General features: G+C 69.2%; 13 protein-coding genes. 7 read left to right on the forward strand and 6 right to left on the reverse strand.

Annotated elements, in window-relative coordinates; all coding sequences use genetic code 11:
• Window positions 1-259: 259 nt before the first annotated feature.
• Together ACZOOI_RS29690 and ACZOOI_RS29695 are read left to right on the forward strand one after the other, a co-directional pair.
• Entirely contained in the window at window positions 260-7,183 is a 6,924-nt protein-coding gene (locus tag ACZOOI_RS29690; RefSeq protein ID WP_465278711.1) for an RHS repeat-associated core domain-containing protein, read from the forward strand.
• 66 nt (window positions 7,184-7,249) lie between these two features.
• Window positions 7,250-7,603, forward strand: coding sequence for a hypothetical protein (locus tag ACZOOI_RS29695; RefSeq protein WP_465278712.1), 354 nt, complete (start codon window positions 7,250-7,252; stop codon window positions 7,601-7,603).
• Window positions 7,604-7,612: 9 nt separating this feature from the next.
• On the opposite strand, the gene ACZOOI_RS29700 is transcribed toward ACZOOI_RS29695, so the two are convergent.
• Complete coding sequence (locus tag ACZOOI_RS29700; RefSeq protein WP_465278713.1) at window positions 7,613-8,821, reverse strand: hypothetical protein; 1,209 nt, start codon at window positions 8,819-8,821, stop codon at window positions 7,613-7,615.
• A 325-nt stretch (window positions 8,822-9,146) separates the two neighbouring features.
• On the reverse strand, window positions 9,147-9,389 hold the full coding sequence (locus ACZOOI_RS29705; protein WP_465278714.1) for a hypothetical protein: 243 nt from the start codon (window positions 9,387-9,389) through the stop codon (window positions 9,147-9,149).
• A gap of 32 nt (window positions 9,390-9,421) precedes the next feature.
• On the opposite strand from ACZOOI_RS29705, the gene ACZOOI_RS29710 reads away from it, so the two are divergent.
• From ACZOOI_RS29710 to ACZOOI_RS29720, 3 genes are all read left to right on the forward strand, one after another.
• On the forward strand, window positions 9,422-9,706 hold the full coding sequence (locus ACZOOI_RS29710; RefSeq protein WP_465278715.1) for a hypothetical protein: 285 nt from the start codon (window positions 9,422-9,424) through the stop codon (window positions 9,704-9,706).
• A gap of 1,408 nt (window positions 9,707-11,114) precedes the next feature.
• The gene (locus tag ACZOOI_RS29715; protein WP_465278716.1) at window positions 11,115-11,993 is read left to right on the forward strand and encodes a replication-relaxation family protein; all 879 of its coding nucleotides are present in this window, start codon (window positions 11,115-11,117) and stop codon (window positions 11,991-11,993) included.
• 145 nt (window positions 11,994-12,138) lie between these two features.
• Entirely contained in the window at window positions 12,139-12,387 is a 249-nt protein-coding gene (locus tag ACZOOI_RS29720; protein WP_465278717.1) for a hypothetical protein, read from the forward strand.
• A gap of 250 nt (window positions 12,388-12,637) precedes the next feature.
• Here ACZOOI_RS29720 and ACZOOI_RS29725 read toward each other — a convergent pair whose 3' ends face one another.
• Entirely contained in the window at window positions 12,638-13,603 is a 966-nt protein-coding gene (locus tag ACZOOI_RS29725) for a transcriptional regulator (protein ID WP_465278718.1), read from the reverse strand.
• Window positions 13,604-13,692: 89 nt separating this feature from the next.
• On the opposite strand from ACZOOI_RS29725, the gene ACZOOI_RS29730 reads away from it, so the two are divergent.
• A complete protein-coding gene (locus tag ACZOOI_RS29730) occupies window positions 13,693-14,040 on the forward strand; it encodes an Imm51 family immunity protein (protein WP_465278719.1) in 348 nt (115 codons plus the stop codon).
• A gap of 228 nt (window positions 14,041-14,268) precedes the next feature.
• Here the strand turns inward: ACZOOI_RS29730 and ACZOOI_RS29735 are convergent, their stop codons facing one another.
• A complete protein-coding gene (locus tag ACZOOI_RS29735) occupies window positions 14,269-17,904 on the reverse strand; it encodes an NACHT domain-containing protein (protein ID WP_465278720.1) in 3,636 nt (1,211 codons plus the stop codon).
• 197 nt (window positions 17,905-18,101) lie between these two features.
• On the opposite strand from ACZOOI_RS29735, the gene ACZOOI_RS29740 reads away from it, so the two are divergent.
• Window positions 18,102-18,554 (forward strand): hypothetical protein, encoded by a 453-nt coding sequence (locus ACZOOI_RS29740; protein WP_465278721.1) that lies wholly within the window; start codon window positions 18,102-18,104, stop codon window positions 18,552-18,554.
• A 263-nt stretch (window positions 18,555-18,817) separates the two neighbouring features.
• On the opposite strand, the gene ACZOOI_RS29745 is transcribed toward ACZOOI_RS29740, so the two are convergent.
• Window positions 18,818-19,927 carry a transcriptional regulator gene (locus ACZOOI_RS29745; protein ID WP_465281321.1) on the reverse strand — a complete coding sequence of 370 codons (1,110 nt, stop codon included), beginning with the start codon at window positions 19,925-19,927 and terminating at the stop codon, window positions 18,818-18,820.
• Window positions 19,927-20,088, reverse strand: a complete 162-nt coding sequence (locus ACZOOI_RS29750; protein ID WP_465278722.1) for a helix-turn-helix domain-containing protein — start codon at window positions 20,086-20,088, stop codon at window positions 19,927-19,929. The genes ACZOOI_RS29745 and ACZOOI_RS29750 overlap by 1 nt, the downstream gene beginning before the upstream one ends.
• Between the last annotated feature and the right edge of the window lie 377 nt (window positions 20,089-20,465).

A 20,465-nucleotide genomic window follows, 5' to 3' on the forward strand; every position in this document is an offset into this window, starting at 1 on the left:
GGTGCACCTTTTGGAATCTCCGAGGACTCACGACGGGCCCTTTTCGTTGTGGTGACGAACCTCACACGCGCGTCGCGAATCACCTTTGCCGGCAGGGAAGTTCGGGCCATACGTTGCGCTCCTCATTTGGATTCCATTGGATTCTTCGCCCGGCTCGGGGGCGGGAACGGCGGGCGGCTGCGTGCGTGGCAAGAGCGTGTGGACATGGGGGACCGGTGCCGGTTCCCGACGCGGGCGTGCCGCGGGTCGGGGCGTCGTGGTGGCGGCCACCGTCGCAGCGTTGTTGGCCTCGGCCGGCCCGGCGCAGGCCTTGCCGTGGGTGGTGCCCGACGACGCGAAACCCTCGTGGTCTCCGGGGGAACTTCCCAAGACCAAGCCGGTGGGCGGCTCGAAGGCGCCGAAGTCCGATGTGCGGCGCCCGGCGGGTGACGGTCACGGGTCGTGGAAGCCGGGGAAGGTCGTGTGGCCCGAGCCGCTGACGGCCGAGACGGTGCCCGCGCCCGAGTCCACCGCCCCGCGCGCGTCCGGCTTCTCCGCGCTGTACGCCACCCCCACCGACGGCCGCGTCGCCGGCGGCCCCGTCCGCGTCACGACCCCCGCGGCCGCCCCGGCCCCGTTCCTCAACCGCGCCGCCCCGACCGCGCCCGGGACGACTGCGGCCCCGGCGAAGGTCAAGGTCACCGTCGCCGACCGCGCCACGGCGGACAAGGCAGGCGTCGACGGCGTCGTGCTGAGCGTGGCCCGCGCCGACGGCCGCACCGATGCCGGCCGGGTCACCGTCTCCCTCGACTACGCGGGCTTCCGGGACGCGTTCGGCGCCGACTGGTCCACCCGCCTGCGGCTGTCCACGCTGCCCGAGTGCGCGCTGACCACCCCCGACCAGGCCCAGTGCCGGGTGAACACCCCGCTGGAGACCTCCCGCAACAACGCGGCGACGCGCACCGTCACCGCCGCCGTCGAACTTCCCGCAGCTGCCCCCGGTGTTTCGGGGCGGATGGTGCTGGCGGCCACCGCGGCCGATTCCGGCCCCTCCGGCGACTACACCGCCACCTCGCTGACCCCGTCCGGAGCGTGGACCGCCGGCGGCAACTCCGGCACGATGAACTGGTCCTACCCGATCGTGGTGCCCACCGCGGTCGGTGGTACCGCCCCCCAGATCAATCTCGCCTACAACTCCGGGCAGATCGACGGGAAGGGCACCTCGACCAACAACCAGGCGTCGTGGATCGGCGAGGGCTGGGAGTACGCGCCCGGCTTCGTCGAGCGCTCCTACCAGTCGTGCGCGCGCGACGGCCAGGACAAGTCCGGTGAGAAGTGCTGGTCCGACCAGAACTCGCTGACCCTGTCCCTGAACGGCAGCTCCTCCACGCTGCTGCGCGACGACGTCTCCAAGGCGTGGCGTCTGGCGAACGACGACGGCTCCCGCATCGAACTGCTCACCGGCGCGAGCAACGGCGACGACGACGGCGAACACTGGAAGCTGACGACGCCCAACGGTGTCCAGTACTTCTTCGGCGTCGGCCACAAACCCGGCGGCAACACCGGCCCGGCGACGAACTCGACTTGGACCGCCCCGGTCTACGGCAACAACACCGGTGAACCGTGCAACAAGACGTCCGGATTCGACGCGTCCTGGTGCCAGCAGGCCTGGCGTTGGAACCTGGACCACGTCGTGGACACCCGCGGCGGCCTGGTCACGTTTTCGTACAACGAGGAGAAGAACAACTACACCCGCGGCGCGATCCTGGTCGGCTCGGGCACCGTCACCCCCTACAGCCGCGGTGGAACCCTCGCGAGGATCACCTACGGTTCGAAGCTGACCGACACCGGACAGCCGACCGCGAAGATCGTGTTCGACACGGCGGAGCGATGCCTGGTCAAGGACGGGTTCGACTGTGACCCGGCCAAGATGACCAAGGCCAACGCGGCGAAGTGGCCGGACGTGCCGGTCGACAAGGTCTGTGCGGCGACCGGGACTTGCGAGCAGTACAGCCCCACCTACTTCTCCACCCGTCGCCTGACGAAGATCACCACGCAAATCCTGGTGGGCTCCGGCTACCAGACGGTCGACGAGTACGCCCTGGACCAGGACTACCCCGACCCGGGTGACGGATCCACTGCGACGCTGTGGCTGAAGTCCATCACGCGCACCGGCTACGACGGTGCGAAGAAGATCGACATGCCGTCGGTGGACTTCACCGGCACGTTCATGCCCAACCGTGTCGATGCGGGTGGCGACATGGCGCCCCCGATGAACCGACGCCGCCTCACCACCATCACCAACGAGACCGGCGGATTGACCACCTTCCGCTTCAATCCGGCCGAGTGCACGACGGCAAACCTGCCGACCCCGGACACGAACACCAAGGCGTGCTATCCGGTGTGGTGGAGCTACGGCGACGCGGACCCGGTCCAGCACTGGTTCCACAAATACACGGTCGCCGAGGTGACCGAACAGGACCCGACGACCCACGCCCCGGACAAGTCCACCCGCTACGAATACCTCGGCGGCGCGGCCTGGCACCGTGACGACTCGGAGCTCACCGAGGACAAGGAAGCCTCCAGGCCCAAGTCCAAGGACAAGCGCACCTGGAACGACTTCCGCGGTTACGCGGAGGTGATCACCCGCTCCGGCGTCGCCCCGGACAGGATCACCCAGTCCAAGGCGCTGTTCCTGCGCGGCATGGACGGCGACGTCAAGAAGGACGGCACCAAACGCGCGGTGACCGTGACCGACTCCGCCGGCACGGTGATCACCGACCACGACGCCCTCCAAGGCTTCGGCTACGAGAAGCAGACCTTCGACGGCGCAGATGTCGGCAACAAGGTCGTCGCGACCACCTCCGACAGGCCGTGGATCTCCGAGGCGTCCGCAACCCACAAACGCGCCCGGGGCCTTCCCGATCTCACCGCCCGGATGACCCGCACCGACCTGACCCGCACGCGCAACCTGCTCGCCGACGACACCTGGCGCCAGACCCGCAAGGAAACGACCCACGAGAGCACGTACGGACTGCCCACAGCGGTCGCGGACTTCGCCGACGGGCTCGACCCGTTCTGCACCAGGACGACCTACGCGCACAACACCGCCGCGTGGATCATCGGCAAGCCGACCGAGGTCGTCTCCGTGACCGGGGACTGCGCGACACCGGCGACCGCGACATCGGTGTACGCGCTCTCGCGCACCTCCTACGACAAACTGCCCCCGGGCCAGGTCGGCGCGATCGGGGATGTGACCACCACCGAGGCCGCCGTCGCGTACAAGCCGGACGGCACCCCGGAGTGGCTGACCACGGCCACCTCCGAGTACGACGCCTACGGCCGCGCGATCAAGGTCACCGACGCGGAGAACAAGGCGACCACCACCGTCTACGAGCCGGCCGCGGGGGCGATGCCGACGAAGACGATCGCCACCGACCCCAAGGGCTGGACCACCACCCTGGAGACCGCCGGCGCCCGAAACCTGCCCGTCAAGGCCATCGACGTCAACGGGCTGGTGGTCGAGCAGGAGTACGACGCGCTCGGGCGTCTATTGGCGGTGTGGAAGCCCGGCCACCCCAAGACGGGCGACGCCGACGTGCGTTTCGCCTACGAGGTGAACAAGAACGCCCCGTCGGTGGTGACGACCGAGACGAAGCGCGTCGACAAGAGCTACGCGACCTCGCGCCGACTCCTGGGTGCGTTCCTCCAGGAACGCCAGACCCAGAGCAGCACCCAGAACCAAGCCACCGGTCGCGTGGTCACCGACACCTTCCACGACAGCCTCGGCCGCGTCCTCAAGACCAACCAGCCCTACTACGACGACACATCCGCGCCAACGACCACGGTGTTCGTCGCCAACGACAACGAGGTCCCCGCGCAGAACGCCGTGATCTACGACGGCATGGGCCGCAAGACCGTCGAGTCGTTCACGTCGCTGTCGGTCAAGCAGTGGGAGACGCGCACCTCCTACGCCGGCGCCGACCAGGTCGCCACCACGCCCCCCGCAGGCGGCACGGCGACCCTGGCGATCTCGGACGCCCGCGGCAAGCCGCAGGAACTGCGCGAGTACAACGGCGGAGTCCCCACCGGCACCGACTACACAAAGATCACCTACTCGTACAACGGACGCGAGGAACTGAAGACCGTCACCGACGCAGGCGGCAACAAGTGGGAGTACACCTACGACTTCCTCGGTCGAAAGACCCACGTCGAGGACCCGGACAAGGGTCCCTCGGACACCGCCTACGACAAGGTCGGCCGGATTACTTCCACCACCGACGCCCGAGGCCAGAAGCTCACATACGCCTACGACGACCTCGGCCGCAAGACCGGTCTGTACAAGGGCGCGACGACGACCGCGGAGAACCTCCTCGCGTCGTGGTCGTACGACCGCTTCGCCAAGGGCCAGGCGGACGGCTCCACCCGCTACATCGGCGGCCTCAACGGTGCGCGGTACGTCTCGGAGATCACCGGCTTCGACACCGGCTCCTACCGGCCCTCCGGCACCCGACTGACCATCCCCGCCACCGAGGGCAAACTCGCCGGGACCTACGAGACCAAGACCCTCTACGAACGGGTCACCGGCCGACCCGTCTACGCGGTCCTGCCCTCCCGCGGCGGACTCCCCGCCGAGAACCTCAACTACATCTACAAACCCGCCGGACAACTGGGCGCACTCGGCAGCAGCACCAAGGACTCGTACCTGAACTGGTCCGACTACGACGTCTTCGGGCGCAACATCCGCGCCGTCCTGGGCTCCACCCCACGCCAGGCCGCGATGACGACCGCATACGACTCGGCGACGGGCCGCCTGCTGTCGACGAAGTGGGACAAGGAGACCGGCACCACCGCCAGCGTCGACGCCACCACCTACACCTACAAGCCCAGCGGCGACGTCACCTCCATCAAGACCGTCCGCGACGGCACCTCGACCGACACCCAATGCTTCGCCTACGACGGTCACCGCCGCCTCAAGGAGGCCTGGACCGACACCGCCGGCACCACCACCCTCCCCGCGCCCGGCGTCCCCGGCATCGGCGGCTGTGCCACGCAGACTCCGAGCGCGTCGACCGTCGGCAGCGCGGATCCGTACTGGCAGTCGTTCGACTACGACGTCGTCGGCAACCGCACCAAACTCGTCGACCACGACCCGACCAACGACCCCACCAAGAACGTCACCACGGAGTACGACTACCGCGCGGGCGCCCTGCCTGCGGACCGCACGCACCGCCTGGACACCGTCACCGTCAGGACCGGCACCCGCGAAGCCGTGACCACCGGCTTGACCTACGACCAGGCCGGCAACACCAAGACCCGCCCCGGCGGCGACGCCAACCTCCAGACCCTCACCTGGAACGAAGAGGACAAGCTCACCACCGTCGCCTCCGCGACGGGCAACAGCGACTACGTCTTCGACGCCGACGGAGGCCGCGTCGTCCGCCGCGAGAACGGCAAGACCACTCTCTACCTCGGCAATGACGAACTCACCACCAACACCGACGGATCCGGCCCCGTCGTCGGCACCCGCTACTATCCGACCGCCGGCGGCGCCACCGTCGTCCGCAACGGCCCGGCCACCCTCACCTACATGGCGGCCGACCACCACGGCACCCCCACCAGCACCCTCGACGCCGCGACCCTGACCGCCACCCGCCGCCAGTCCAAGCCCTTCGGCGAACCCCGAGGCGCACAGCCCACCCAGTCCAACGGCCAATGGCCCGACGACAAGGGCTTCCTCGGCAAGCCCATGGACGCCACCGGCCTCACCCACGTCGGCGCCCGCGAATACGACCCCGCTCTCGGCCGCTTCATCAGCGTCGATCCGCTCATGGACCTGACCGACGCGCAACAGATGCATGGCTACACCTACAGCAGCAACAACCCCCTGACCTACAGCGACCCCACCGGCCTCGCCGAATGCGACTGTGGCGGCGACCCTGACCGCAGCATTCCCTACAGGGGAGGCCGCGGCGGCGCTGGCGGAACACCAGCTTCGAACCAACCCCCACCGCCCCCGCAGCCCGTCAGGATTCCTTGGGAACCCGAGGAGAACGAGGTCTCGGACTACGTCGACCCGCGGGGCGTCGACATGTCGCACCGGATTCCGAAGGGAAAGAAGGGCGACAACTTCCGGACGCACTACCTGAGGATCGTCAACTACAAACGCTTCGACCTCATCATGCAGAGCGCCGAGAACCGATGGTTCGACCAGACGAACTACATGTACCAAGCCTGCCTCGAAGTCGACTGCGACAACGACTTCGCCAGCTTCCTGCTGCGCCAAAAATGGGACGCCCAGATCGCCGCCAAGCAGGCATTCGACGGCGTCGGGCCGGGAATTCCGCCAGGCGGGATCACTGGTGGGAAGGGCGCTAAGGCGCCGAAGGGAGGCGATTGCGGGCACAGCTTCGTCCCCAACACCGAACTCCAACTGGCCGACGGATCGACCAAACCGATCGAGGAAGTCCGACCGGGCGACATCGTCCTGGCCACAGACTCCGAAACCGGCGAAACCAACCCACGCACCGTCCTCGCCTCCATCACCACCGAGGACGACAAAGACTTCGCCGATCTCACCGTCAGAACGGACGATGGCAACGCCTCCATCATCGCCACCGTCAACCACCCCTTCTGGGTTCCCGACCTGAAGCAGTGGGTGAATGCGGGCGACTTGAAGCCGGGCCAATGGCTCCAGACCTCAAGCAAGGCGTGGGTCCAGGTAGGATCCGTCCGGCAGTTTCGCGCGCAGCAGCGCACACACGACCTCACCGTTGATGACGACCACACATACTATGTTCTGGCGGGCGATACGCCAGTCCTCGTTCACAACAGCGGAGGACCGTGCGGGCCGGCCAAGGGAGCTAAGGGCGAAGCAAGAGCACTCCAGGAGCTTCAGGACCGGGGTTACACGATCATGGGGACGCACGTGAAGCTTGAAGCTAAAGACGGGACGACATCGTATGTTGACGTCGTGGCAACGAAGAAGGGTCCCGGCTTGGGTGCGCCCGAGTATTTTGAAGTGAAGAATGGTCCATCAGCCGGAATGTCACCACAGCAAAAGACTGTATATGGGCAACTTGGGGACGGCGGGAATGTCATTCTGCGGTCCGACAAGCTTAGCAGTTGGGGTTTGAAGAGCGGCGATTTGCTTCCGCAGGCCGACGTCAACGTGATCCTTTATGGCGGGGCAAAGGCATGGTAGGCGTTCCCATGAAGGAAGCATGGGAACTGCTGGGCCCTATTTTCGGAGAGATGAGGTGAGTGAAAGATGAGCTACGATCTGGCGGTTTGGCAAGGGGATGTTCCATCCAGTGACCGCGAAGCGGCTAGGGTGCATAGTCGCCTCTACGACGAATATTTTGACGGCGAGGAACTGTTCCCAATGGTTAGCGTTATCGCCGAATTTCTGGCAGCCCTTACTGAGCGTTGGCCTGATAGGGATACCGGAGACGATACGCCCTGGGCTGCAACACCACTTTCCAAAGGGGCAAGTGGGCCTTATGTTTACATCGCGCTTGCGTGGAGTAGCGCAGACATGACATCTGCGCATGTGGTGCAAGTTGCCAACAGGTTGGGGTTGAACTGTTTTGACCCTCAGATGAAGACGCTTCGGTCAGGTTAGCTTCGATTTCTAGGGAATTTTCTGGCGGGGCCCAGTCTCAGGGTTAACACTCGGTCGAGTGAAATGTAGATCGACGCCGCGCAACGAACGGGGAACGGCCGGCATGGAAGCGCCGCCGTCGCCGCGTGGAAGCCACGGCGCCCTGGCCAGGAGTGGGAGGCCATGGCCCGCGACCGACGGCGACACCCAGTAGGCCCCGGAGCCCCGCCCGCGCGACAAACGGGAACGGCTCCGGCCGCGCGTTGCCGCCACCGGAGCCGTTCCCTGTCTCTGCCGCGGGGCACAGCCCGCACAACACGCCACGAGGCGAAATGGGCTCCCCCGTTGTGCAGGGGGTGTGATTAGCTGGTCAGGGCGGGTTGCGGGCGAGAGCGGATGGGACCCGTGCGGGCTGTAGTGCGTGGCCCTGGCCGTGTAGTAACTCCCCGTCAGCTCGGCCGGCTGCACCTCCTCGTAGACGCCCTCGGCGGCACGCAGCGCCTTGTCGAACGAGGCCGGTTCCCACACGAACGCGTCGACGCTCGACGTGGCGTGGATCCCCAGCAGGCCGGCATGCACGGTCGAGGCGATCAGGTCCGCCTGCTCGTCCGCGGCGGCGGACAGGGTAACGGCCCACGTCGACAGCGGGGCGATCAGTCCGGCATCGGGCGCGTACCGCAGCAGCGCCAACGCCACCGTCTCCTCCCGCACACCCGCCTCGGGAATCGCGTCGGGCACGGCGGCGTCGGCGTACTTGCGGGCGAGGCGGTCCCGGCGAGCGCTCTCCCACGCCCGTCGCGCCGCGTCGCACCGGGCCTGGGTGTCCGCCCGGGCCTGCGCGGCCTCACGGCTCGCTTCCTGCCGCGCCTGCCGCACGGGATCGCTGAACCTGTCCAACTCGATCCGGGCGTCCGTGTCGCAGTCGACGCAACTCTCGCTGCCCCGCTGCCCGAGGCGGTACACCCGCTCGAAGGCCGCGCGCGAGGACAACGTCAGCGGCCCGCCGCATCGCGCGCACGCATGCCCGGGGACCACGGCCTCCGCCGACGTCAGCGCGATCATGCGCGCGTCCGGTGCGATCCCCGACACGGTCTCGGCCCAACGCGTCGTCTCCCCGAGGCCGTAGGAGACCCACGTCCAATAGCGGGAGGCGATGTCCACCTCACGGGCCGAAGCCTCCGCCCGGGCGGTCACCACCGGGGGCGTCATCCTCCCCGAACCGCCGGAGCCCTCATTCATCACGGGCCTTCCTTTCCCCGCGGGCTCCCGCCGGCGGGCGTCGTGCCCGCCGTGCGGGCGCCCCGCGTCGCTTCACCCCACGCACCCGTCGGGGACTCTCCCGGACGGCACGACCGGCCGACGGCCCGCGGCCACGGGTGACCCACACGCGCACCGTCGTGTCGCGTGGGGGCGACACGAGCCGCATCGTAGAGGCGGGATCCCCGCAGAACGGAAGCCGATGATCCGAGTGGGTGAACCGCCGGGTCGAACTCGCGGCGCCCAGGTGGATGTCGGAGCAAGAGCCAGGGTCGTCCGCGCGTGGTTCGGGGGCGTCGGACGGCGGTCAGCCGCCGTTGAAGCGCGGCGTCACGGCATAGGTTGCCAGGCGGGTGGCAGCGTCGTGTTCGAGGTCGCCGTCGTCGACGGCACGCCGCAGGTCGTGCGACAGGTCGGCGGTCGGGGAAACGGGCGTCTCGTCCGAAGGAAGCGGCGGGTGCGGCGAAAGGCCCGTCAGCAGCCTTCGAACGTGAGTGCCGCCCGTACCCGCGCTCGTCCTGCTTGACGATGGCGGCGGCAGGGGGGCCACGCAACCACGTCCGAACGCGAGGAGCCGACATCGTGACGAACCTTCCCGAGCCTGTGACGGACGAAGACCTGACCGAGATCGAGGAGCTTGCCGCAGCCGCGGCCCCGGGCCCGTGGCACGTGCGAGAACTCGATGACGACGAGGCCGTGAGCCTCGTCGCGATCAGCCCTCTCCCCGACACCGGACTGGGCGAACGCTGGCCGGCCTTCGACCATCAGGGCATCGTGGCCGCGACTCTCGTCCAACACCCGCGCTACGTCGACGTCGCCGGTCATTGCTGGGACGAGAACGCCCGGTTCATCGCCAACGCCCGCTAACAAGCCCCGCGTCTGGTCGCCGAGATCCGGTGCCTTCGCCAGCTACTCGAAAACCGGGCAGCCGAACGCCCACCCGACATGCGATCACAGTCAGTAAGGGGCCATTGTTATTGAGACTGCGGCTCACTGTGACAGACCGGAACAAGGTGAAAAGTGCCTGGTCAGAGCGAGACGAGATGCAACGGAAAACGAGAACCTACACGTGCACCTGATGCGCCGCGGAGCGACTCTCCGAAACGGTTGCGGGATACAACTCGACCGGGATGCTCACTAACCCGAACGAGATGGATCCCTTCCATGTCGCCCGCATAAACGCTCCTCGCCAAATGACACGAAATGACCGATTTAGATCGTATGGGATCAGTGTGGTGGTGGCCAGTAACGCTTCGCCACCGACCGATGCCGGCGCGGGCGGGTTGGACAGCCCTCGAAGGGGGTCGAGCGCGGGGGCCATGGTCACCGCGGAGGGTGACGGTCATGGTCGAGTGTGTCGAACGGGCGGCGGTCCCGGACGTGGCCCGACCCCCGCGCGGGCCCGGACGCCGGTCGACCCGCCGGCCGAGGGGGGTGCGCACATGTGGCCGGCGGGCCGATCGTGGCGGTCGGACCCGGGTGGGGAGGCAAGGTCTCCGACGGCCACGCCCGAACGTACACGCCCCCGCCGACATCGCCACGGCCGTTGCCCGAGCCACGTCCCGGAAAGCGAAGCACTGCGGGGTCGGCCGGCCGGAACGAGACAACCGGCACCGCCGCACCCCGTGCCAGGGGCGCCGAACGAGGAGACCTCGAGGAACCGCACACGTCCGGACACCGCCTCACTCGGCGACCGGGTCCCCGATCTGCTGCACTCCGACTCGGACTCGTTCAAGCCGTGGATGGCGAATCGCATGCGGTGCGGCCGACCGCAAGGACCGTACGGCCGGCGACTCCTGTAATCGTGGCTTGACTCCTGGTAAAATTATCGCCGTAAGCCTCGGATCACTGTCACTGCATGCACACAGCCCTTGGCAGTGCTTGGTTGTAGCCCTCGAATGATCCTGCGAAAGCAGATGGATTCGGGGGCACAACTCTTTCCGTTTCCGTCCGGCCTCTCGTGGCGCGGACCCTCGTTCCCCGCGCGCCGGGTGTCACCGACACCGCGGCGGCAACGCATCGCCGCGCACAGCGAAGAACCGACGAACCGGCCTCGTGCAGAGCACTCGTAGCCGCTGCCGTCGCCATGTGTCGTGACGGCACCCCTTCGCCCCGCCCTTGACGGGGTCCCTTCCTCCCGGTCGGCAGCCCCCCGGAGCCGATTCGATCCGCTCCGTCGTCCCGCCGACCGACCCCTGCCGATTCCCCGACCCGCTTCGCGATTGCCCCGTCCGCACCGGCCTGCCTGTTTCGACATTCACAGAGAGGTGTTCACATGCCCGCCGGCAACGTGGCGCGGTCCCGTATCCGGGGCCTCGCCGAGCAGTTGACCGACCAGGAACGCCTGGTCCTGCGCGCGCTCTCCACGCATCGCGTCCTGACCTCGCATCAGATCACCGAGATGGTGTTCAACAGCCCGAGCACGGCTCGCCGCCGCATGAAGGACCTGGAGGACAAGGGAGCCGTCCACCGTTTCCGGCCTTACGCGGAAAGCGGGTCGAACCCGTTCCACTTCATCCTGTCCCCGGCCGGCGCCGCGGTATCGGCCGTCGAGATCGGCGAGGAGCCCGGCCCGGCCGCCCGCCGAGCCCTCGACGACCGCCTGCTCTTCCTGATGAGCGGATCGCGCCTGGCGCGCCGCCTCGGCGTCGACGCCTTCCGCGCCGCCCTCGAATCCCACGCCCGCACACATCCCGACGCGGCCGTCGAATCGTGGTACGGAGCAGGCGAGATCCCGGACATCGACGTCCCGCGCGGCCTCGACCGCCCCGACGCGATCCTGATCTGGCGCGAAGGCCCCGCGCGGTCGATTGTCGCGCTGGAGTACGACACCGGAACCGGGCAACCGGATCGTCTCGCGCATCGGGCGGCCCGGTACACGCGCGTGCGCCCCCGGCGTCGCGACGGCGAAACACCCCTCGGACGCCGCGTCCCGATCGTGCTGCTCGTCTTTGCTTCCGCGCTCCGCGAGTCGGACGCCCGCGCCACCTTGACGGGTTCCTTCGGCGAGGTGCAGATCGCCACGGGAGCGTGGCGCACCGGAACCTCCCCGGCAGGCCCGCTGTGGCTTCCCTTGGGACACCGCGGACCGCGCACAGCCCTTGCCGGACTCGGGGAGGGCCACCATCCGACCACGCCCGGTTCGACCCCGTGATCGACACGTCGCGCGTACGGGTCGCGCGCGAACCCTTCGAACGGAAGGAAGGTCCCCTGTGGTCCCATGCCCGAGTTGCGGAAGCGTCGAACAGGTCGTCCGGGTTCAAGGCCTCTACGAGAGCGGCGTGAGCGTCACGAGATCCGTGGGACGAACGTCCGTGCGGGTGCACGGATCCCACGGCATGCAGAGCGCGGTCGGGACGATCCGCGCGTCCGGTACGACGCGGACGTCGTTGTCGCGTTCACTGCGGCCGCCGCCGCGCCCGTGGGCCGCCCGCGGCTGGAGGCAGGCGATCGTCGCGGCGCTCGTGGTGATGTTCGTGACGGGTATCGCGATCAACGCCGTCCTGGGGTCGGCGGCCTCCTCGGTGGGGCTCGCCGTGGGGGCGTAGTTCCTGGTCGCGTACCGGAAGCGGTATCGGGTGGCTCATCCGCAGTGGTGTCGGCGATGGGCGATCTGGAGACGCCTGTTTTGCCGCCGCTGCGACGGAGTGTTCCTCCCCCCGGGGGAGTTCCCGCCCCCTCTGGGCGGGCGACTCGTCGAGCGGCGCAACCTGCACGGCTACCTTGCGGAATGCGCCGCCGCAGGGAAGGCGTAGCCGAACGATGAAAACGACGAACAGGCCTGCGTGCGCGGCGACTTCAGCGTGCCCCGGTGGCGGCCCGTAGGTCGCGGACGCCGATGGCGTTCGGGTGGCGTCGGGTGAGGTCGGCGACGATGCGGCGGATGGAGGGCCGGTCGCGCACTTCGCCGGGCGCCTCCCGGTGGGCGGCGGTGAGTTCGACGGCGGTCTGTTCGGGCTTGCCGAGTTGCCACCACGCGCGGGCGAGGTCGGTGTGTAGGCGTCCGCGCCGCTCGGCGGTGGGGAACTGCCCCGGGCGCAGATCGCGGCCGGCGTGCAAGGCCGCGCCGGCGTCGCCGAGGGAGTACAGCACCCCGACCTCGTACAACCCCACCGACGCGGGCGTCACCGTGAACACCGTCCGGGCCTCAGGCCCGGACGGCACCCGCAACACCGCGCGTTTCGCGTCGGCCATCAACTCCAGTGCGTTCGCCCGATCCCCGGCACCGGCGCACGTATAGGCGGCCGTGCACAACATCTGGGCGTACGCAGCGGCCTGTTCCGGCGCGGTCAACCCGGTGGCCTCCACCCGCGCGGCCGCCTCCAGCGTGACACGCTGAGCGGTGGCCTCCTGCCCTTGGTGACGCAAGACGATGCTGAGCATCCGCGCCGAGGCGGCGGCGGCCAACGGCGACCCACTGTGGTGCGCGTACACCGTCGCCCGGTCGGCCGCGGTCCGCGCCCGCTGATAGTGGCCGATCTTCGAGAGCGTCTCGGTCGCGAGGTCGTAGCACGCAGCCAGACGCGCGAACACGCCCTGGTCGCCGGTGGCGGTGTCGGCGTGGGTGTGCCCGGCGGCGAGCAACTCCGGCAACGCCGCGATCAGGGCCGCGTGATCGCCCTGGCCGTACAGGCGGCGGGCGCGCCCCAGCAGGGCGGTGAGCCGGCCGCCGGTGGTGGGGGAGGAGCGGGTGGGGATCGAGGCGAGCGCCTGGTCGACCCCGGCGAGCATCGTGACGGGAACGGCCGCGAGGTACGACTGCACTCCACCGCAAACAGCCCTGACCGACCGGGCTGCGGCACCAGGTCGAGCGGCCAACAGTCCTGTCCGAACGCACTCATATGATCCCCGGCATGCAGATTGCAGAGCCTTTCCACCTGCTTCACCACCCCTCCGACGACACATGGAGCCTGACCCTGTCGGACATGGACTGGCGTCATCTCCACTCGCTGTTCGACGCACTCGGCTTCGAGGGCAACGGCTACCTGTGGGAGGGGATTGCGCAACTCGCGGTCGGCAATGAGCTGACCGAGATCGCCGACGACCTCGACTACGACTGCGAAGGGGGCATGTTCTGCGTTGTCTCCGCCGGGCCCGAACCGCTGCGGCGGCTACACGGCGTGTTGCACCGCATCCTCAACAACCCGGACGAGGTGAGGACCCTGCTCACCTCGGTTGATCGAGACTTCTTCGACAACTGAGCACGGACCACAGGCGCGGTCCCCGAAACTCCGGCCCGGGAAACGATCTCACGTTCCACGGGAAAGCGAACACCCGTCCGCCACTCGTACGAGGTCCGGCGCCCGGAGGGGGGCCGACCCGAGTTCGCGTGTGCGCAGGAAAAGCTGCGCCATTCGTTGTCGGGGATGCGGCTCTGCGAGGCGTCCGAGCATCGGGGATGTACCGGCAGCCTTGCCTGTGCCCGCTTCCTATCGGAACCAGCCGTCGGCGTCGGCGACTTCGCCGAGCGCGTCGTTTCCGGTGCGTGCGAGCGCGGACTCGACACCCAGGACCCACTCCAGGGGAAAGTCGAACGGTTGGGCCACCAAGGGGCCGAGAACGTCGGCCGTGGTCGCGTCGTATACCGGGGGGTGGAAGGTGTAGCCGATGCCATGGGGTCCGTGCGCCCGCAACGCCGCAAGCACGTCTTCGTCGAGGCTGCTTGCCATCTGGAAGCCAAGTCCCAGGAGTGCGGGCCAGGCTGCGGCCTCGTACGGTGCCATGTCCCTCGAGGCGGTGGTGGTGAATCGCGAGTACGTCCCCGATTGCACGTGGTGGGCAAGAAGCAGGGCGGTCAAGGGAGAGACGCCGTCGGTCCCGGCCAGAGTGGTCCTGCTTCGTTGTTCGGAGATCGGCACGGACGCCCCGATGCGGCTGGAGCTCAGGACGAGGGCTCGGCGTGTTTCCTCGGGCAGCGCGCGGATCGCCTCGTCGACACGGGTCAGGTGCTCCTCGACGACGTCGTCGGAGGCGACGGTGAGCAGGGCCAGTACCCAGGTCGCGCGGGACAGCGGGTCCCGGTGCCGCTCGTACTGGGTCGTCCACCAGGATCGGGTGTCGCGGAAGCTGCGGACGTCCTGGACGAGTCGTCCGTAGTCCGGATTCGGGCCGAGGGGGCTGGAGCCGGGGGTGATGTCGCCTCCGGTGACGAATGCGGTGGGTGGCGTGGCGGCACCGATCACGGCGATCTCGGCGGCGAGCCAGCACGGCCCGAACATGTCGGCGAGGGCGCGTGCGGTGTTGACCCAGGGCGAGGTGGTGCCCTTTTGCCCTCGACCGAACTTCGTTGCCTGTCGCACCCGGGCGAAGCGGTCGTTGCGCGACTGCAGTCTGGTCAGGGCCGCTCGATGCTCGTTGCCGCCGATCGTGCGGTCGGCGTGGCGTACGGGTACGCGGTAGAGCGGCCCAGGGCCGGAAGCCGCCGTGCGCTGGACGGGTTGTGCTTTGCGCAGGAAGTGTTGCGGCGCGGCGACCCTGAGCAGGTCGTGGGCGAAGCCGGTGAGCGAGGCGCAGTCCAGGTCCGAGCAGTGTCCGTCGAGCACGGCGCGCACCAGGGCCTTCTCCGCCTCGGAGCCGGCTTCCACGGGAACGCCGGCGGCGACGGCCGCGGCGGCGATCCGAGGATTGCCCAGGTTCAGGCATTCGAGGTCGGCGGGGTCGGTCCGGGACGCGGCGGTGAGGGTCGCGCCGATCGTCAACCAGACGAGCTCGTCGCTCGTCCCGATCGCGGCGCGCATGCGGGGGAGCCACCAGGTGTCGAAGACGCCTTCCTCGGCGACGAGTTTCCCGGTGAGGGCGAGACGTTCACATGTCGCGGCCGAGTGCGGGTCCGAGGCGACCTGGTCGAGCAGCGCGGCCGTCAGGTCGTTCGCGCCCGACTCCCAGCCGAGAGGGGGGATCTCGCCCGTGTCGAGGGCGTGGTTGACCAGGCGGACGCTGAGCGGGTCGAGGAAGAGCTCGGCCGCGCTCTTCTGGGATCGGGTGCGGGATCGGAACACCCCGTCCGCGAGCAGGGCCCACGCGGTGAAACGGACCTGCCGCAGCCGCGTGGGGTTGGCCCACTCGTCCTTGAGGACCTCGATCATCCCGCCCAACTCGTTCGGCTGTGCGAAGCCCGCGTAGAACCTGGTGGTGTTGAGCCAGTACGGGCGACGCACCAACTCCCGCAGCACGTCACCCTTGTCGAACCCGGACAGGTCCGCCCCGGCGAACGCGTACAGATATCGGGCGGCGAAGAACTCGCGCAACGGCTGCACGTCGAACTGGAAGGTTCCCTCGACCTTGCTGGTCAACGCCCACACCCGGGCGGTGACCCCGGTGAACAGGTCCTCGACCAGCGACGTCTCCTTCTCCGCGTCGAACAGGTAGGTCAGGATCTCCTTCTTCAGCTTCCGGGTGGCGATCAGCCCGTTGCCCTCCCGCGTCTCGGCCCGGGACTGTAGGAGCCAGCCCAGGAACGCGGTGACCTCCTCCAGGACCACGCGGTGCTCGTCCACCGCCGGGGTCTTCTCCGCCTCCCGGTCCAGGAACGTCTCCATGTAGGACATGTAGAGCTCGGTCCGGCTCGCGGGCACCGAGTTCCCGCGCTTTTGGATCAGGTACAGAAGAATCGTCAACTGCATCGGGTTGTCCGCGAGCTGCGCGATGTGCGGCTCGGCGGACCGCTGCCGGAAGACCCGCTCCAACGACCGGCGTTCCCGGCCCCGGACACCCCTGGCATCGGCCCATTTGTGCAGATACGCCGCGCGCAGCTCCGGGCTGAGCCGGGACAACACGAGCGTCTCGTACCGGTCCGCGGACGGTTCCGCGAGACCGGCGGCGTTGGGCCGCGTGGTCACCACGACCTGCGGCATCTGCTGGCACACGCGCAGGCGGGCGGTGAACGCGTCGATCTCCTTGACCACCCGTACACGCGTGTCGCTGCCTGCGACCTCGTCGAGGCCGTCGAGCACCAACAGCAGTGGAAGCCGGCGCATGATGTCGTTCACGGTGCCCACGTCCGCGGCCAGCCCGCCGCTGCGCGCCCGCAGCAACGCCGCGAGGAACGTCTCCAGGGAGCCTCGCGCGCGCATGCCCGAGGTGGCTCGGCCGTCGGAGTCGTCCTCGTCGCCGAAGGGGTCGCGGTAGGCCAACCAGGCCGCGTAGTCGCGCAGGTCCACCCGCAGCGGCATCCGCGGCCGTTCGATCACCGGCGCGCCGGCCGCGGCGACGTCCGGCAGGTACGCGGCGCGGTGCAGTTGGCACAGGTACTGGCCCAGCGTGGACTTGCCCTGCCCGGGTTCCCCCCGGACCAGGGCGAACGGCTGGAGTGTGTCCGCGAGGTAGCGCGCCGCGCCGCCCAACTCGTCCTGGCGGTCCGACCGGGACCCGACGACCGCGCGGGGAGCGGCGACCCGCGTCGCCTCCACGTCGACGAACAGGTCGTCGAGACGGTGGGTGTCCAGCTCGACCTGCTTGAACTTCACCTTCGCGTCCTCGTCCCACTGCGTGGCGATCACCCTCAACAACAGGTCCCGCAACGCGTCCTCGTGGGCGGCGACCCGATCGCTCTCGATCAGGTACCGGATCAGGTCGTGGCCGGCGAGCATGTCGGCGTACGCCCACTTCAGCTCCGTGGGCGCGCCGTCCACGCGCGCGTCGACGTCCGCGCGCCACCACACCGTCATCGGGATACCGAATGCTTTGCTCAGGCGCTTCAAAGCCTCGTCGAGAACGTCCATACTGCCCGCCTTGGGCACTGCAGTGCCCGCGACGGACGTGATCAGGTAGTACTCGTCGGCGCCTTCGGCGACCAGCCGCCGAATGTTGGCGGCCTCCGCCTTGACGGTCGCCTCAAGCCACCCGGCAGGGTTCTTCTCAGCGCGCGCAGACCACTTGACCTGGTAGATCACCTTCCGGTCCCCGCCGGGGTCGACCGCGTCCCGACCACCGTCGGAATGCCCCACCGGATAGCACCGCACGTTCGGGAAGGCCTGCGCGAGCAACGCGTTGCACAACTGCTGGAAGGGCTTCTCGCCCAACCGCTCGTACAGGTACCGCCACGACTGACCGCCGCCGCCCGCCACACGCCCCCCTCGAACACCCACGCACCGGGCCCCAAGATAGGCGCCACACCCGACACCGACACCCCGATCGGGCGGAGTCGAGGAAGCCGAGGGCCCGCTCCGAGGCGGTCGCCGGACGAGAACCGCCGAACCCCGGCGCGGCGACCGCCCGGCCGCTACCGTGGCACCGGTTCCTCCGGACCGGAAAGGCGGCCGCCGTGCCCGACCAACCCACTCGAACGCCCGCAGCCGGGGCACGCAAGGGCCTGACCCCGATGCGAGCCGCCCTCGGCCTCACAGCCGCGTTTGCGGTGAATCTTCTCGCCGGCGCCGTCAGCGACTACCGATACGCCCGCGACGCCGCGACCGAAGAGCCGTCCGACGGCCGCGCATCGACCGCCGAGGAGCGCGCGTTCGAGGCCGTCGTGCGCGACGTCGCGGCCACCATGCAAGGCGTCACGATCGTCTCTGTGACCGGCTTCTACGTGGAACTGCTGATCCGCAGCAACTCCGGCCGACAATCCTGGCCGGCCGAGATGGGGTTCGACCGGGAGACCGGCGAACTACTCCACCGCTACCACCAGTACCCCCCCGCGAAGCTGCCCCGGCAGTTCGCCGAAGAGGTCGAGCGGCGGCTCAGGGACGCGGCGGCCGCCCGAAACCGCCTCTAGCGCGCTGCGACGGCACCACGCGAACGTGGCCCAGGCGTTGTGCGCGCAGACGCTTTCGGGCGCGCAACCGCCCACCAGCCCGCCTTGCGTGCGGACCTGGGGCCGCGCCAAGCGGTGGTGAGCAACCCCCACCGGTCGACGGACGAGACCGCACGTCGATCCGAACTCCCGCACTCGCTCCGGCAACCACCTCCGCTGCGCCGTACTGCCACGAAAGCCGGCCGCGAAGGACGCGCCATCCCGGGAGGCGTGGCGTGATGCTTTCACTGCGTCCTGGTGGCGGTGAGGAGGTCTCGGACGCCGATGGTGTTGGGGTGTCGCTCGGTGAGTTCGGTGACGATGCCACGGATGGAGGGCCGGTCGCGCACCTCGCCGGGCGCCTCCCGATGAGCGGCGGCCAGCGCGTCGGCGGTCTGTTCGGCTTTGCCGAGTTGCCACCACGCACGGGCCATGTCGGTGTGCAGGCGTCCGCGTCGCTCGGCGGTGGGGAACTGTCCCGGGTGCAGCCGGCGGCCGGCGTGCAGGGCGGCGCCGGCGTCGCCGAGGGAGTACAGCACTCCGACCTCGTACAGCCCTACCGACGCGGGCGTCACCGTGAACACCGTCCGGGCCTCGGGCCCGGCCGGCACCCGCAACACCGCGCGTTTGGCGTCGGCCATCAACTCCAACGCGTTCGCCCGGTCCCCGGCCCCGGCGCACGTGTAGGCGGCCGTGCACAACATCTGGGCGTACGCCGCGGCCTGTTCCGGCGTGGTCAACCCGGTGCCCTCCACCCGCGCGGACGCGTCCAGCGTCACGCGCTGGGCCGTGGCCTCCTGCCCTTGGTGGCGCAGCACGATACTGAGCATCCGCGCGGAGGAGGCGGCCGCGAGCGGTGAGCCGGACTGGTGGGCGTACACCGTCGCCCGGTCGGCCGCGGTCCGCGCCCGCTGATAGTGGCCGATCTTCGAGAGCGTCTCGGTCGCGAGGTCGTAGCACGCGGCCAGGCGCGCGAACGCGCCCTGATCACCGGGAGCGGTGTCGGCGTGGGTGTGCCCGGCCGCGAGCAACTCCGGCAGGGCCGCGACCAGTCGGGCGTGATCGCCGCTGTCGTACCACCCGCGGGCACGCCGAAGCCGGGCCAGGACGTCGCCCCCGGTGGTGGGGGAGGAGCGGGTGGGGATCGACGCGAGCGCCTGGTCGACCCCGCCGAGCATCGTGACGGGAACGGCCGCGAGGGAGGCGGTCAGCAGGCGGCGTCGGCGCATCGAGTCGTCCTCCTCGTCCCGCCGCACGGCGGTCCGGCCCACCCTAGCCGGCAGCGGCGCGCTCACGCCCAGTGCCGCGCCCAGTACCCCGGGAGGCATGTCCACCGCGGCGGCCAACCTGCGCATCACCGCCACATCCCGCCCGAACGCGCGCCCGACTCCACGCGGGACACCGTTGACGCGGAGTACCCGACGATCGAACCCAGGTCGCGTTGCCGCCAGTTCCGCGCCAGGCGACCGACCCGTACCAGACCACGGACATCACCCCGCGCGGCCAGGACCCGCACACGCGGCGAGTCCTACGGCGGGCGCAGCTCGACCATCACGACCCCCAGGGAACGCGCGGACGATGTCCGCCCCCACGGTAGCCGGCGAATCACCCTGCGTCGACGCCGTGTGCACGACCCGCACACCGATTGCACGATCCGCACACACCCTTCCCACGCCAGGGACGACGCGCTCTCCTGGAAACGCACGGCAGTTCACACCACCCCACCAAGGCGACCCGACACCCGAGAGGACTTCCTCATGGCCACACCGCTGCTCCTGACCCGCCGCCTCGCGGCCCCCGTACCGACCCGCAGTGTGCTCACATCCTCTCTCAGCAGGTCATGGCGTTGTGAGGTGTGGTCGTGATCCGGTCTGCCGTTCGGCTGGGCGTCGA

The organism is Embleya sp. L77 (genome assembly GCF_055557415.1).